The 15,493-nt window shown below is 54.1% G+C and carries 14 protein-coding genes and 2 pseudogenes; 12 read left to right on the top strand and 4 right to left on the bottom strand.

Translation table 11 applies throughout. The features are described from left to right. Positions 1–28: 28 nt before the first annotated feature. The 3 genes from ACHHV8_RS23955 to ACHHV8_RS23945 all read left to right on the top strand — a co-directional run bounded on the left by ACHHV8_RS23955 (position 29) and on the right by ACHHV8_RS23945 (position 2,479). Complete coding sequence (locus ACHHV8_RS23955; protein WP_395161941.1) at positions 29–1,126, top strand: quinone-dependent dihydroorotate dehydrogenase; 1,098 nt, start codon at positions 29–31, stop codon at positions 1,124–1,126. Positions 1,127–1,151: 25 nt separating this feature from the next. Then, positions 1,152–1,955: a GTP diphosphokinase gene (gene yjbM / locus ACHHV8_RS23950; RefSeq protein ID WP_395161940.1), complete on the top strand. Its 804-nt coding sequence runs from the start codon at positions 1,152–1,154 to the stop codon at positions 1,953–1,955. An 86-nt stretch (positions 1,956–2,041) separates the two neighbouring features. Then, a complete protein-coding gene (locus ACHHV8_RS23945) occupies positions 2,042–2,479 on the top strand; it encodes a DUF309 domain-containing protein (protein WP_395161939.1) in 438 nt (145 codons plus the stop codon). A gap of 80 nt (positions 2,480–2,559) precedes the next feature. Here ACHHV8_RS23945 and ACHHV8_RS23940 read toward each other — a convergent pair whose 3' ends face one another. Continuing rightward, positions 2,560–3,111 (bottom strand): hypothetical protein, encoded by a 552-nt coding sequence (locus tag ACHHV8_RS23940; RefSeq protein WP_395161938.1) that lies wholly within the window; start codon positions 3,109–3,111, stop codon positions 2,560–2,562. A 162-nt stretch (positions 3,112–3,273) separates the two neighbouring features. On the opposite strand from ACHHV8_RS23940, the gene ACHHV8_RS23935 reads away from it, so the two are divergent. From ACHHV8_RS23935 to queC, 7 genes and pseudogenes are all read left to right on the top strand, one after another. After that, positions 3,274–4,932, top strand: coding sequence for a hypothetical protein (locus tag ACHHV8_RS23935; protein WP_395161937.1), 1,659 nt, complete (start codon positions 3,274–3,276; stop codon positions 4,930–4,932). A 200-nt stretch (positions 4,933–5,132) separates the two neighbouring features. Then, positions 5,133–5,925: pseudogene (locus ACHHV8_RS23930) on the top strand (pseudouridine synthase). A 2-nt stretch (positions 5,926–5,927) separates the two neighbouring features. Next, positions 5,928–6,734, top strand: a complete 807-nt coding sequence (locus tag ACHHV8_RS23925) for a Cof-type HAD-IIB family hydrolase (protein ID WP_395161936.1) — start codon at positions 5,928–5,930, stop codon at positions 6,732–6,734. Between the two features lie 728 nt (positions 6,735–7,462). Then, positions 7,463–8,584 carry a hypothetical protein gene (locus ACHHV8_RS23920; protein ID WP_395161935.1) on the top strand — a complete coding sequence of 374 codons (1,122 nt, stop codon included), beginning with the start codon at positions 7,463–7,465 and terminating at the stop codon, positions 8,582–8,584. Positions 8,585–8,760: 176 nt separating this feature from the next. After that, a complete protein-coding gene (gene queD, locus ACHHV8_RS23915) occupies positions 8,761–9,237 on the top strand; it encodes a 6-carboxytetrahydropterin synthase QueD (RefSeq protein WP_395161934.1) in 477 nt (158 codons plus the stop codon). Positions 9,238–9,254: 17 nt separating this feature from the next. Next, entirely contained in the window at positions 9,255–9,914 is a 660-nt protein-coding gene (locus ACHHV8_RS23910) for a 7-carboxy-7-deazaguanine synthase QueE (protein WP_395163609.1), read from the top strand. Positions 9,915–9,987: 73 nt separating this feature from the next. Further along, positions 9,988–10,710, top strand: a pseudogene (queC, locus tag ACHHV8_RS23905) (7-cyano-7-deazaguanine synthase QueC). Positions 10,711–10,946: 236 nt separating this feature from the next. Here the strand turns inward: queC and ACHHV8_RS23900 are convergent. Further along, positions 10,947–11,339 carry a helix-turn-helix domain-containing protein gene (locus tag ACHHV8_RS23900; protein ID WP_395161933.1) on the bottom strand — a complete coding sequence of 131 codons (393 nt, stop codon included), beginning with the start codon at positions 11,337–11,339 and terminating at the stop codon, positions 10,947–10,949. A 198-nt stretch (positions 11,340–11,537) separates the two neighbouring features. Between ACHHV8_RS23900 and ACHHV8_RS23895 the strand changes: the two genes are divergently transcribed. Next, the gene (locus ACHHV8_RS23895; RefSeq protein WP_395161932.1) at positions 11,538–11,744 is read left to right on the top strand and encodes a helix-turn-helix domain-containing protein; all 207 of its coding nucleotides are present in this window, start codon (positions 11,538–11,540) and stop codon (positions 11,742–11,744) included. Here ACHHV8_RS23895 and rbsK read toward each other — a convergent pair. Together rbsK and ACHHV8_RS23885 are read right to left on the bottom strand one after the other, a co-directional pair. Beyond that, positions 11,731–12,651 carry a ribokinase gene (gene rbsK, locus ACHHV8_RS23890; protein ID WP_395161931.1) on the bottom strand — a complete coding sequence of 307 codons (921 nt, stop codon included), beginning with the start codon at positions 12,649–12,651 and terminating at the stop codon, positions 11,731–11,733. The two genes, ACHHV8_RS23895 and rbsK, sit on opposite strands and share 14 nt — an antisense overlap. Positions 12,652–12,699: 48 nt before the next feature. Further along, positions 12,700–13,845, bottom strand: coding sequence for a GGDEF domain-containing protein (locus ACHHV8_RS23885; RefSeq protein WP_395163608.1), 1,146 nt, complete (start codon positions 13,843–13,845; stop codon positions 12,700–12,702). A 207-nt stretch (positions 13,846–14,052) separates the two neighbouring features. Between ACHHV8_RS23885 and ACHHV8_RS23880 the strand changes: the two genes are divergently transcribed. Beyond that, positions 14,053–15,183, top strand: a complete 1,131-nt coding sequence (locus ACHHV8_RS23880) for a glycosyltransferase family 4 protein (protein WP_395161930.1) — start codon at positions 14,053–14,055, stop codon at positions 15,181–15,183. Positions 15,184–15,493 lie beyond the last annotated feature (310 nt).

The raw sequence follows: 15,493 nt of genomic DNA, 5'->3' as shown, positions 1-15,493 counted from the left end.
TACAGAACGGTTAGGGGAGAGACATGCAATGCTTTACAAGAACATAGCAAAACCGGTGCTGTTCCGGATGGACCCGGAAAAGGCGCATCATTTGACCATCGACGGGCTTCACACTGTCGCAAACCTGCCGGGTGGAAGAGCCCTGCTGCGGGGGCTTTACTCGGTGCCGGCGTATGCGGAGCTGGAAACGTCCCTTTGGGGGGTCCGGTTCGCCAATCCGATCGGACTGGCCGCAGGTTTGGACAAAAATGCGAAGGCGGTTCCCGGGTTTTCCAGCATCGGCTTCGGCTTTATGGAGGTCGGGACGGTTACGCCCAAGCCTCAGGCGGGCAATGAGCTGCCCCGATTGTTCCGCTTGCCGGAGGATCATGCCCTCATTAACCGGATGGGCTTCAACAATGTAGGGATTGAAACGATGGCCGAGCATTTGAAGCAGGCCGGGAGAAGGACGATTCCGGTCGCCGTCAACATCGGTAAAAATAAAGTAACGCCCAATGAGCAGGCCGAAGAGGATTACCGGGCTTGCATCCGCGGGCTGTACGGATACGGCGATTTTTTTGTCGTCAATATCAGCTCCCCGAACACGCCGGATCTGCGCAATTTGCAGCATGGCGACGATTTGTCGAGGCTGCTTGCCGCCGTTCAGGATGAGATGAAGCTGCAGCACCAGAAGGCCGGCGGCGCGCCGAAGCCGGTGCTCGTCAAAATCGCTCCCGATTTGGAGGGCGACGAGATTGAGTATATGGTCCGTACGATTGTGGAAAGCGGCGTATCCGGTATTATTGCTTCGAATACGACCATTTCCCGGGCGGGCTTGACCCATAAGCACAAAGGCGAGACAGGCGGCTTGAGCGGCAGGCCTTTAACGGAAAGATCGACGAAGCTGATTCATACGATATACAGCGCTACGGAGGGCAAGCTGCCGATCATCGGATCGGGAGGCATTTTTACCGCCCGGGATGCATATGACAAAATACGCGCGGGGGCCAGCCTTGTCGAGGTGTACACCGCATTGATTTATGAAGGGCCGGGTCTCGTCCGCCGCTTGAATGAAGGCTTGAGGGAGCTGCTTCGCAAGGACGGCTTTTCCCGCATTTCGGAAGCGGTTGGAGCTGACCATAGATAGCAGTAAGGAAAATGGAGGAATACGGATGGATGGACGTGACTGGAAAAAATTTCTAATGCCATATGAGCAGGCCGTCGAAGAGCTGAAGGTCAAGTTTAAAACGCTGCGCGGGGAGCTGAAGAGCCGCGAGGAATATTCCCCGATTGAGTTTGTTACGGGGCGGGTCAAGAAGACCTCCAGTATTTTGGAGAAAGCGAAGCGTCTGAACGTTCCCATGGACCAGCTGGAGACAGGCATTGAGGATATTGCCGGCATCCGCATCATGTGCCAGTTCGTGGAGGATATCGAACGGCTGGCGGAGCTGATTCGCGCGCGCGAGGATATGACTTTGCTGTATGAAAAGGATTATATCCGCAACAAAAAGCCGAGCGGCTACCGCAGCTACCATATGATTCTGGAATATCCGGTGCAGACGGCGCTCGGGATGAAGCGGGTTCTGGCGGAGGTTCAAATCCGGACGCTCGCCATGAACTTCTGGGCGACGATCGAGCATTCGCTGAACTACAAGTACCGGGAAAGCCTTCCGGAGGACGTAATCAAGCGGCTGAGCAAAGCGGCGGAAGCCGCCTATATTCTGGATCAGGAAATGAGCAGCATCCGTGACGATATTATGGCGTCGCAGCAGCTGTTTGAGGATAAGTCCAATATCGTTACGCGGGTGCTGAACGGCATTCAGGAGCTTTACTTTTACCACCGGGTACGCGAGGCGGCGCAATTCCAGCTTCGCTTTAACGAGCATTGGGAAAGCGATGACGTCTGGTACTTGAAGGAGCTGTCGAACGAGATCGAAGAAGCGATAGCCCGGGCCAAAAAGGGCAGCGGCAATTAGTCAAGCCCCGGCGGCGCCGGGACATTCAGCGGGTGTGCCGCTGGCCGATACGCGGCCAAGCAGCCCGCGAATCGAGGTGGACGGACATGCGTGAGGAAGCGTCAAACGCTTATGACAGATTGTATGTGGAATTCGTCTATTATTTTAATGTGGAACGGGATTATTTCGAATGTCATGAGGTGATGGAGGAGCTGTGGCTGGAAGAAGGCAGAGCTCCTTTATATCAAGGCCTGCTGCAGGTTGCGGTAGGCCTTTATCATTACCGCAACGGCAATCTCAGCGGAGCGGTCAAGCTGTTTACCGCGGCGGTGCAGAAGCTGGAGCCTCGAAGAGAGCAGCAGGGCACAGGCATCGATTTGGGGCGCCTGGTAGACGACAGCAAGCGGTATCTGGAGCGGCTGGAAAGAGCGGTCGAGCAGCCTTTTGCATTCTACGACCTGGATATTGCGATTCTCGATCCGCAGCTGGAGGAGCGGGTGGAGGAGCTTCGCCGGGATCCTCCTGTGCCTGGAGGCGAGCATTAATTGCGGCTGACAACGGGAGGACGTTAGGGAAAACTGATGCAAACGATGTCCCTACATAATTCAAGGCACCGCACGCAGGATCAATTCACGATTCCATGCAGGATGAGATCCGCGAGCTGTTCTGTAGTGATACTTGCCTGCCCGGCGTCCCGGCCGCCGGATCGGCCAAGCGGCATGTCGACGGCGAGTATCATGACTGCAATATCGGATACCGGCTTACGTAAACGCGGTTCGTCCGGTGCCGGCACTCTGCAGACAGCGCTCCGAATAATCGTGTACGAATGGGTCCGCTGTTCATTCAATTGGCGGATGTCTTCATCGGATAATGCCAGCCGATCCCGCGGCTTTGCCGGCGCGGCCATTTGAATGGCGTTCACTACCGCTCCAGTCCGCTCCCCTTGAAGCCGGATGACCTCAATCAAGTCCATGACGCGTTGTTCCAATCCAGCTTCCAGTTCGATTGCCTCCAATTCCATCGCAGTATGCTCCTGCTTGGTTGCCTCTTCCAGGTACGCGGCCAATACCTCCGTTTTATCGGCGAAAACCCGGAATATAGTCGGCTCGCTGACTCCTGCAGCGCGTGCGCTTTGAAGGGTTGTGACGGTCGGGCCGATTTCCGCCAGCAGCGGCAAATCCGCTTATACGATCATGGCTCATCGGGCATGCAGATCCATTTTAGGAGCCCGTTTAGGTGACGTTGGATTGTTATCCGTTGCTCTCCTCTAAGCGGAAGAAGGATTTTCCGAAGGGGACAGGGAATACATCTGGTAGCTTGCAATACGAGGAGAATGGACATGGCAAAACGGGGCTGTAGAGCGATTCTTCCTTATTTTTGGCTGCTGCTGGGCATATTGGTGCTGTGCGGGATCTTCGGCATTCTTTTTACGGCGGTATCCGGCAGCGGGAGTCTGCGGACGCAAGCAGACCCGTTCCATGCAAGCCTGCAGGACGCTGCATTATCCGGTACGGCGGCGGAAAGCTTCCATGTCCTTGAGCGATTCGAGGCTCAGCATCCTCAGCTGCCGATGCACGACTTCGGGCCGGTGCAGGTGCTGAAGGCGAAGCAAAAGCCGAAGACGGCCAAAACGCTGCAGGCCGTACTGGATCAAGGCCATGTTTTACATTCCTATGTAACGCCCGACCGGCAGCGTGTCCTTTATTTCGTGCAAAGAACGGCGAAGGAGGCTTCGCACCGCTGGAGTCAGCTCGATCTGATGACCGTTGAGCCCGACACCCAGCAAATGACGCAGGCGCCGATCAGCTACGCGTACGGGGAACAGGCGGAGACTGCCGCAGCCTCTACGCTGCTATGCGGGTTTCTTTCCAACGACGTTTTCCTCTACGCGACAGTCAGCCAGACCGATCCGGAGTGGGTATACAGCCTTCAACGCTGGGATATGACGGAACAGAAGGCGACGCTGGTTCTGGAGCTGTTCCGGTATGCCCCCGGGCTTTCTTCACCTATTGCTGAGGCGTCTCCCGTAATGTATGAGGCGGTGCTGGCCCCTGACCAAAAGCATTTGCTGACCCGGGACCGTCTAAACGGAACTCTCATATATAATCTGGCCGACGGCTCCAAGAAGCCGCTGCTGGCCGGAGCAGGCGAGCGCGGAACAGAAGCACAGGTTGAAATCAGCACAGAAACCGGCATTGCATTGTACACTGCCCAGCCGTTTCAGCCTGACACTTGGTGGCTGGATATGCAGGCGGACGTCAAGCGGCAGCCCTTTGCCAATGAGCCGGGACTGATTGATGCGGGCATCGATTCTTCGGGCGGTGTCGCATATTATAATTTCACTTATGACCGCAGCCCTTCGAACCTATTGAACGGGAGCGGGCCGGACAACCATCTGCTGCTGTCCTACGGCGTGCAGCTGCTGGATCTTCAGGGCCATGCGCTCAGCCGCTTCAGTTTGCCCGAGAGGGCAAAGGAAAGGCTGGAATTTGGGGGCTACAGCTCTGCAAAGAAAACGGTGCTGCTTCATAAGTACACGCTGGCGGCGAATAAGGACGGCCGGATGGTGAAGCAAACGTCGGGCTGGCTTCTCGGCGATATGAACACCGGGGCGATGACGCCGCTGAACCGGTTGACGGCTCCCGACAGCTGGGATCGAAACGATGTTTTATTCGGTCAGGTTACTCTGGATCCGGTTCTTGTTTCCGGCGAGGAGCAGGTGTTTGTGAATTATGCGGATCAGACCTATTTCATGTGCCGCTGGAACACGAAGCAGGTGGTCCGCTATCCGGAGGAGGACACAATCCTGTATGCCGACGATTCGAGCAAAAAGGTATTTATCAGCTCCTTTACCCGGCCGGACCTCGTGGTTGCAGCGTTGAACTATAAGAAATATAATTGGGACAATCAGGCTTTCCTATGGATCAATGCCCATTGGATCTCGCGGTATCAAGATCAGCCGGATGGCGGTAAAATGTATTTGTTCCCCATCAGCTAGAGCACACATGCCGAGCCTTTGGAATACAGATGATCGGCAATCGTTTGCCGGACGCATATATAGAGGAGAAGAGCTGCAGCGGCTTAGCAGGCGAATAAGGCCGCTCCTATAACGAGCCTCAAGCTGTATGGACTCACAATCCACTCACGGCTTGAGGCATGCTAATGAATAAATATCCTGCGGGATGGAGGCTGACTTGAATGAAATCGACGCTGCGTCTGGACAAGCTGCTGGCGCATACGGGCTACGGCACCCGCAGTGAAATTAAACAGCTGGTGAAAAAGGGCGCCGTCCGTCTGAACGACCGTCCGGTCAAGGACAGCGGAGTCCAGGTGAACCCTGAGCTGAACCGGGTTACGGTAAACGGACAGGACGTTCGATTACCGAGAGTTTATATACTTAATGCTGAACAAGCCCCAGGGGGTTATATCGGCGACGGAAGACACGCGAGACCGCACCGTAATCGATCTGCTGGAGGAGCAGTACGCCCGCTTCGAGCCTTTTCCTGTCGGCAGACTGGATAAAGATACGGAAGGGCTGCTTCTGCTGACCAATGACGGCAAGCTGACGCATAATTTGCTTTCTCCGCGCAAGCACGTTCCCAAAACCTATTTTGCCGAGGTGGAGGGCGTCGTTACCGATGCGGACGCAAAAGCCTTCGCGGCTGGCGTTGAGCTGGACGACGGCTATGTGACGATGCCGGCGAGCCTGACGATTCTGCAGACGGGCGAGGCGAACGGAAGCCTGTCCAAAATCGAGCTGACGATTATGGAAGGGAAGTTTCATCAGGTGAAACGCATGTTTCAGGCGGTCGGCAAGCGGGTTGTGTTCTTGAAAAGAATGTCCATGGGGCCTCTTCTCCTGGATGAATATTTGTCGCCTGGCGAATACCGTGAGCTGACCGGAGCGGAATTGCTTCAGCTGCAACAGGCGCATGCGGGGGAACCCGCTGATCCGAAAGCAGGCGCGGAGCAAGGTCAAGAGGAGCTGTAGCTATGGATTATTCAATGATTGCGCTGGATGTGGACGGAACGCTGTTGAACGACGATCACGAATTGACGGAGGCTACCAAGCGGGCCGTTCGGGATGCGCATGCACAGGGGGCGAAGATCGTGCTCTGTACGGGCAGAGGGCCGGCGAATGCGATTCCCGTTTTGGAGGAGCTGGGGCTGGATGGCGTGCTGATTACGCATAATGGAGCGGCCACGGTTCAAGTCCCGGGAGGACGGGTGCTTCATGAATACGGCTTCGAGCCGCAGCAGGTTAGCGGTCTTATCAGCTACTGCAGGGAGCGCGGCATCCATTTCGACGTTTGCACGGCTTATGAGATGTTTGCCGAGGCTATCGGCGCGACCGCCGCTGCCATGTACGGCAAATTCATGCTTATGCCGCATACGATTCCCGATGTGCTTCGTTTGGGGCAGTCTATCGTCAAGTTCACTTTATTCGGGACGCCGGAGGAAATGGACAAAGCGGAGCAGGATTTTGCAAGGCTGCAGCCGGAAGGGCTGCATGCCCTGCGGAGCGGCGATTCGTTTATCGACGTGATGAGCACCGCAGCTTCCAAGGGGAAGGCTGTACAGCAGCTTGCGGAGCAGTGGCAGGTTCCAAGAGAGCGGATTATGGCTATCGGCAATTATTATAACGATGTGGAGATGCTGCAGTATGCCGGACTCGGCATAGCGATGGACAATGCTCCGGAGGCGGTGAAGCGCGCCGCCGATGCGGTAACGTCTTCCAATAATGAAGACGGTGTCGCGGCCGCTTTCGCTAAATACGGCCTGCATACACCGCAGCATTGAGCCGTACGGCTGTTTTCACATAGAAAGACCGGTGTCCGACGACACCGGTCTTTTGTCATTAGAGCCGCAATTATGATTATATTGCCATGGCACAGAGGTAAGCACGCGCTGCTTTGCACAGGGCCAAGCAGCGCGTACTTATCCTGGATTTGATCAAAGAATATCGCCGCTTTTCCGCTAGCAGCGGAAACGATGGACGGTATGCGGCTTGCTGCATCTCGGGGCCGATGCCGGTTAGCCGGTTCGCCCCGGAGGATGCCGGACGCCGCTCGGATTTAAGCGTGCGACTGTTATTTATTTTTCAACGTAGGGCAGCGCATCCGCCGAAGGGAAGGCTGGACTTCCCCAGGCTAGCGGTGCCGTTTCATTCAGAGCGTCGGCAGGCTTACAGCCAGCCTGCGCGAGTTACGATAACCAAAAGGATGAACAATACCAGGATAACACCAGTGCTTGTGTACAAACCTCCAACTGCTGACATGCTGATTCCTCCCATATCTGTTAGTTTACCGATGGAGCAAGAGGCAAGCGTTCGGTTGAATGGTACGCTTCGGCAGGAACCCAATGCTGGATGTGATATTTTCTCATCGGTTTACTCTTATCATATGAGAAATCCGTCTTGGCGTATGGACTCCTATCCCTGCGCATATATTTTGGGCTTTTTAGGACACGCTAGGTAGGGTGGTTTTTATAGGTACACCAGCCATGAAGGAACCAATGGAGGCGAGATAATGACGGAGATTGTGATTAGACCGGATATGAAGACGACAGGCGGCGAAGTGAACGATATTATGTGGAACAATCGGTTTATTGGCACCATGAGCTTGGTATACCGTGAGACAGACCGCATTTCCGGGGCCATCCAATTGGAGCAAACTACCTTACCTCCTCACGCGAAGCAGCAGGTGGCCGGTGAGCTGCAGCTCTACGTCCAGTCCCTGATGGACGCCATGAGGATACAAACGTGCGATGTCGTGGTCACCTATGGCGAATACGATCATATCATTGCGACCGATACATGGGATTCGTCCTATACGGATGTGGAGGAAGATTTCGATTTCGAGGCGGATGAGCTGGATGACGACAGGCTGGAAGATGCCGGTCTTGCGGAGCATGGGCAGTATCGTTGGCATGACGGCCCGAATTACGATTCATTAGAGCCGCTGGCTTACGATTCCGAACCGGAGGAATCTTTCCGTGAAACGGATGATGCCGAGCGCACACATCACCTCGTCATCGTTGCCGAGTCTCGCAATACATTGGAGTATCACATCTATGATGAAGAGATGGAGCTGTTAGCCGAAGCGGAGCTGTTTCTGGAGGAAGGGGAAGTCAGCGGTACGATTCACTGGCTGCTGGAGCCGGAGGAAGAAGAGCTGGAGGCCGTTGCCGACTTGATTGTCAGCGATTTTGATGAGGATGAAGTCGATTCGTTCGTCCTTCATATGGAATGGAACCAGGACATTATCGAAACGATTGAACTGATGCATGAAGAGCTGCTGGACGACGAGAACAGCCTGCTGTTCGAATCCGACGAAGAACCTTCCTTTAATCGTGACGATTATGCAGTCAGCTTAGCCAGAGACGACGGCGACATGCTGACCTATGAAATTTATCAAACCTCTTACGGCGGGCTGCCAATCGGTACGGCTACCGTCGATATCAGCGAGCGACAGCTGACCGGCTTTATCGATTTCCGCGAACCGGGCAGCTCCGACGACCGCGAATACATTTCGTCCCTTCTGATGGATGAGCTGGATAAAGAGAAGGAATTCGAATCCTTTAATGTAACGATGCTGTTCCGCAATCAACCCTTTGAAGAGCTGATGTTTGAAAACGATACGCTTCACTAGCCGTGAACGCTCCCGAAGACCGCTGCAAGGATGGCGCCTGTCCGTCCTCGCTGGGCGGTCCGGGAGCGTTTTGCATTTTATTGTCAGCGGCGGGAACGGACTCTCCATGTTGTAGGATGCAAGACCCCCATGCTATAATAAAGGTTGTTTTTTTGTGGGGGAGAGGATGAACAACGATGGAATACGAAATCCCTGTCAAAGTACAGAAGCTGGGTACCGATATCCAGGAAGAACAGCTGAAATATCACGATAAAGAAGTCCTTGTTTCCAAGGAGTTTACATTTGACAGCGCGCATCACCTTCACTGCTATGAAGGAAAATGCAAAAGCCTGCACGGGCATACGTACAAGCTCCAGGTCATGATGCGGGGCAAGGTGGACCACCGCGGGATCGTGATCGATTTTGCGGATATCAAGCGCATCGCCAAAGAACGGATCATGGACCGGCTCGATCACCGCTATTTGAACGAGGTGCTGCCGCCTATGAATACGACTGCGGAGAACATGATCGTGTGGATGTACGAGCAGCTCGACAGCGCATTGAAAGAAGAGGGTCTTTCTCCCGGTGTCCGGCTGGAGGAATTGCGGCTGTGGGAGACGCCGACAAGCTTTGCGGCGGTTACCGCTGCTATGATGGGAGATGCTTCCCGTTGACCGCTATCAAACTGCCGATGGTTGAAATTTTTGAAACGGTCGAAGGCGAAGGGACGCGGGCTGGCTTCCCAACGGTTTTTGTCCGTTTATTCGGCTGCAACCTCCGCTGTACCTGGTGCGATACCAAGTACAGCTATCCGCCGGAAGAAGCGGAGTTCGTCATGACGATCGATGAAATCGTCGAGCAGGTGCGCGGATACCGTTCGACGCATCTTTGCTTGACAGGCGGAGAGCCGCTGCTGTACGGAGAAAAATCCGCCGCGCTGATCGAAGCCCTGCTGGGCATCGAACGATTGGCGGACATTCATATCGAAACGAACGGCGCCATCGATTTATCGCCGTTTATGGAGCGGATTCACTCGCCGAAGGTGCGGTACGTGATGGACTATAAGCTGCCGGATTCCGGCGAGTCGGATAAAATGCTGCTTGGCAACTTTGCCAAGTTGCGCGAGCAGGACGAGCTGAAATTCGTCATCGGCAGCCTGGATGACTTTAACGAAGCCAGGCGGCTGCTCGAGCAGGTGCCGACGAAGGCGCTGCCGCTGTTCAGCCCGGTATGGGAAACGATGCCGCCGCATCGTCTGGTCGAGCTGATGCTCGAGCATGGCTTGTCACAGGTGAAGCTGAATATGCAGCTTCACAAAATCATTTGGGACCCTGCGGCACGCGGGGTATAACAGGACGCCGGGATGCGTAAGCCCCGGCGTTAAAGTCATAAAGAGATGAAAACGAAAAGGTGTGGAAGCGGCAATGACGACAAGTTCGCGCAAAAAAGCGGTTATTATTTTGAGCGGCGGCCTGGACAGCACAACCTGTATGGGAATAGCCCAGGAGGCCGGGTACGAGCTGTACCCGATTACATTCGATTACGGGCAGCGGCATAAGATCGAGCTGGAGAACGCCCGCCAGGTAGCTCGGCATTATGGGGTTGCGGACCGTCATAAGGTCATTAAACTCGATTTTCTGAAGGAATTCGGCGGCAGCGCTTTGACGGACGAATCGTTGGACGTGCCGGATATGACCAAGCCGAGGGAGGAGCGGGGCGACGCGGCAGCAGAGAAGGAGTCGGAAGTGCCGATCACTTATGTGCCAGGCCGAAACCTGCTGTTTCTTTCGATTGCTACATCCTATGCCGAGGTAACCGAGGCGGAGGCGATTTATATCGGCGTTAACGCGCTGGATTACAGCGGCTATCCGGACTGCCGTCCCGAATTCATCCGCAAGGTGGAGGAAGTCATGGCGCTTGCGACGCGCGTTGGAGTAGAGGGCCGTCCGATCCGGATCGAGACGCCGCTCAGCGAGTGAACCAAGGCGGAAATCATCCGTCAAGGCATGAAGTTGGATGTGCCTTATCATTTGACGACCTCCTGCTATAACGGGCAGGAGGAAGCCTGCGGCGTCTGCGACAGCTGCCGTCTGCGGCTCAAAGGCTTTGCGGAGGCGGGAAGCAAGGACCCGATCGCTTATAAATAAAAAGACAAGCCCGTTAGGCTCCTCCCTTGGGAAGGGAAGTGACCTAACGGGCTTTTTGTGTGCGGTGCTGTTCAAGAAAGGAATCGGAGCAAGCTTATGGCTGGCAGAGGCTGAGACCCGGGGCACGCTCACAAAAACCGGCGGAAGCAAGCCTCGCCCGCTTGTGTTACATTTTGCAGACGCTAAGAGGCGTTGACTGGTGCATTGCCTTGCGTTGTTCTCGGGCGGAGGAGAGATTAGAGCTCTTCCTGCGACTGCTTCTGCTTCCAGAACAAGGCTGTGAGCATCCGCTCAATCCATTCCTTGTCCTGCTCCGTCAGCTCAATTCCGTCGAAGATCAGAGCGTTCTCCCGAAGAAAACGGCGCAAATTCACCGGGGCCTTGTAAGCGGAGGGGGCGGCAGACGTATCGGAGGACGTCTCCAAATAACCGGCGAGCCGCATCAGCTCGGGGTAAGGAGTATTCAAGCCCTCGGACAATTTCATCAATACGTCCGGCGAAGGGACGCTGCGGTTCCCGTTCTCCAGCTGGGAGATATAGGCTGCGGATACGCCGGAGCGGTCCGACAGCTCTCGAATGGTGAAGCCTTTCAGTTTGCGCATATCGCGCAGCTGCTCATAAAAGTTCATGACGACCTCTGATTATGTATTCAAAAGTAAACAATAGTTAATAAGTTTATATTAACAGTAAACATTTGGCTTTTCAACGCATGAAGAGCTAGAGTACTCTATGTTTCTTTTTGTATACAAAAGTAAAATTAATATATTACTATAGTGAATTTTCTGCTATAATGGGAATTATCGGGAATCGAAAGGGGAGGGTATCACATGAAGATCAGAAGTAATTCGGCTGCATTCACCAGAGCGAGAATTGTGAAGGGGCTATCCCAAAGAGAACTGGCTAAACGATCGGGACTCAGCTCCTCCTATATCAGTCTTCTGGAACGTTCCGTAAAAACCGTTGGTCCCGCAACCGCCAAAAAATTGAGCGATCTGCTGGACCAGCCGGTAGATGCCTTATTTAATATTGAGTAAGCTTCTCGTTCACCTCAGCCAGTGTGGGCATGCCATCTTGAGCTCCGAATTTCGTAACGGACAGCGATGCGGCATGGATGGCGAACCGTACGGCCTCATCCATCGATTGGCCGGCAGCCAGGCTGCAGCATAACGCGGCATTGAAGCAGTCACCTGCGCCTGTAGTGTCGACCACCCGCACGGTTGGTGCGGCGATCGTGCGCAGCTCTCCGTTATTGAGGTAGGAGCTGCCTTTGTCTCCCCGCGTTATGATCAGCGTCTGCCGGAACCGGGCTTCCCAGTCCTTCATGCCCGCCGTCAGCTCCTCGTCGGTCGAATAAGCTTGGCCGCTCAGCGCCTCGAATTCCGTTTCATTCGGGGTGAGAATGTCGACCAGCCCCAGCAGCTCATCGGATAGAGGCTTGGCCGGCGCAGGATTCAGCACTGTGCGGATCCCGTGCGCACGGGCGATGCGGAGAGCTTCCAGTACGGTGGAGAGCGGAACCTCAAGCTGAAGCAGCAGTACATCCGCTTGGCGGATCATTTCCTCGTTGGCGGCCACGAGCTCCGCTGTCGTTCTGCCGTTCGCTCCCGGCACAATCACGATACAGTTGTCCTCGGCGGTATGCAGGATTGTGGCGGTGCCCGTAGGGACGCCGTTCAGCTGAGCGATCCGGTCCGTAACGATGCCGTTATTGTTCATCTGCCGGATAATCTGCTCTCCGAAAGCATCCTTGCCTACCGAGCCGATCATTGTGACATTGGCGCCGAGACGTGAGCAGCCGATGGCCTGGTTGGCCCCCTTGCCTCCAGGGATATAATGAATATCGGACCCTTCAATCGTTTCCCCGACCCGGGGCATGCGGTCCGACGTGACGACCAAATCCATATTCAAGCTGCCGATGACGACGATATTAGGTTGTTTCATTTCCATATTCCTCATTTCTTTTGACTTATGTAAGTGTGCTGCGCTTGGTCAGGCATAGGCGACGACTTTGTTTTTGCCGCTCGTTTTGGCTTTGTACATAGCCTCATCGGCCTGCTTGATCAGCTCGTCCGCCGTTATATTTTTACGGTAGTAGCTGTACCCCATGCTGACGGTGACGATCGTCTCCGATTCGACGCGGGCGCGAATTCGTTCCGCAAGCTCGCTGGCATCCACCTCGGTGTCCGTCACGAGAATAACCATTTCCTCGCCGCCGTAACGGCCGCAAATGCCTACGCTTTCGCATTCTTCCTTGACGATCTGCGCGACCTGCTTTAAGACGAGATCCCCCATATGATGGCCTTTGGTATCATTAAGCTTTTTGAAATTGTCGATATCGCTGAATATGACCGTAACCGCAATTTGCTGGGCGACATGCTGATTGACGCGGTTATAAAAATATTTTCTATTATACAGCTTGGTCAATGCGTCTGTAATGGACGAATTATAAATCGCCTGCATGATTTCGATAACTCTCTCGAATATGAACAGAAACAGCACGACGTGAAAGGCCGTCGGAATCCACTGCTCGAACTTGGTGATGATCGGCTGCCGGTCATTGAACAAGTACAGATTGGCCATGTGCAGCATGTGCGAGCAAAAATAAAAGGTCAGCATCAGCTGATACTTGCCATTCTGCCCAATTCGCGGATTGACAAGCAGAAAGCTCACGAAGATCAGAAGAAATAAATACAGCTCCATGCCGAGCGGCTGCATCAGCCGAACCTGATCCGCACTTCCCTGAATCCAATCCGGCATATACCAATAAGTAAGGGATACAAGGGCGGTAATAATCATAAACATCAGAATAACGAGGCTGTCTTTTAGCTTGGTGGCATTGTACAGCTGGTACACTCCGACATTGACGAATACAAAGGACAGGACCTTCAGCAGAAGGGCGGTAAAATGGGCGGCGCTGCTCTGCTCTTGGGTAAGCTGGAACGAAACGAGCTGAAAGTACTGAATGATCAGGATCAGCAAGGAGATCATGATCGAGAAATAAGCGATTTTGCGGCGGCTGACGAGCAATCGAAAGGCGGTAATCAGGGTCAAAAACAAGATCGTCAGGATCACCGTATAAGAAATGACGGCTCCGAGCGTACCGAGCCACAAATCCGACAAAGTCAAAGCATTCATCAATCGAGATTGCCTCCATATTTTGCTAAAAGATAAGTTTATTATAGCAAGCCCGTATTCGTTTTGGGGAGAAAAATGTCCGATCCTGTCTTATTTTTCTTTTGCCGGACACCCTTGTAGTGCTTCCTTAATACTGTTACCATGTAAATATGAGTGGTTGTAATCAGGCAGTTCTTTATAATCACGCAAGACATACGGAGGGCTATCATGAATATCTTACAAGCATTGTTTTTCCCCCCGGAGCAGCCGGGAGGCGTATCGTCCATGGTTCCCTTTATGCTGGAACGGTTTAATAAACGCGGCTGGGAAATGGAGCTGTTTTCGTTGCCGAAGCGGGTGCGCAGCAAAGGAACGGAGCCGGTCGAGTTCTCTACCTTCGATTGGGAGGAATACGCCGGCCATCCGGTCGTTGATAAATACATACAAACATATAAGGACTATGTATGGTGGACCAAGCTGCGTCTGCATAAACAATATGATTTGATCCATGCCCATCATCCGATCGCCGCATTGGTTATGAAGCAGCTGTATCCGGATACGCCGGTGCTGATGACGGTGCACTCCAGCTATGAGCGGGAATTGATCCTGAACGGCAAAATTGAAGCGAACGGACCGGAGCACCTGTTCTTGACCTCGATTTACCGGGAGCTCGAAGAGCGGGTGGATCAAATGCTGACGGTCTCCAACGCATTCAAGCAGTATTTATCCGAGTACGTGCAGGAGCCGGAAAAAATCGGCGTCATTCCGAACGGCTTCGATGAGAAAAGATTCCGTCCCGTCTCGCACGAGAACAAAATTACCCAGCTCATCACGGTCTGCCGTCTCGTGCCGGCGAAAGGGCTGGATACGCTGCTCTATGCCTGCTCCGAGCTGAAAAAACGCGGCTACTCTTTTGTACTGCACCTGATCGGCGACGGCCCGATCCGCACCGAGCTGGAGCAGATGGCTATCGAGCTCAATATTTATGAAGAAATTATATTTTACGGTTATATGCTGCACCCGGAAGATTTCATGCCATTCTTCGATGTATTCGTGCTTCCTTCCCGGGCGGAGGCGTTCGGCTCGGTATTTGCCGAAGCGGCTCTCTGCGGCTTGGCTTTGATCGGAACGGATGTAGGGGGGATCCCCGAGCAGATCTCCCATGGCAACAACGGGCTGCTCGTTCCCGTGGAGGACGTGCCGGCGCTGACCTCCGCATTGGAGAAAGTGATCAGCGATCCGACCTACCGCTACAATCTCGGGCGCGTCGCCTGGGATAAAGCGCAGAAGTCGTACTCGATGTCCAGAGTCGTTCAGCAGCTGAAAAGCGTATACCGCACCTACCGCAAGGAATCGTAATAAAGGCACTTATGATTACCGTTACGCAAACAAATCGACGGACCTCTATGCTTGTCAAGCAGCGGGACCGCCGATTTGTTTGCGTTTGAAGACTGGCTTGCCCGGCACAAGACGGATGCTTCGGCGCGCACGGAGCCGGAGTGCCCGCCAGCTGACGCGGAGCGTGACGGGACGGCACTGATTGACGTGTCAGCACGGACCGTGACGTATCTATCAGTGTAGTGTGACGTGCCTAGACCGAGGGTGGCACAACTATCAAATGCTGAGTAACGAATTAGCCGGCGGCGAGTGACCGGTGACCTTACTCAGC

Source organism: Paenibacillus sp. TAB_01 (assembly GCF_043945595.1).
Classification (GTDB): domain Bacteria; phylum Bacillota; class Bacilli; order Paenibacillales; family NBRC-103111; genus Paenibacillus_S.
The sequence above is the reverse complement of the archived record's forward strand: the minus strand, read 5'-3'. Positions and strand labels throughout refer to the sequence as shown.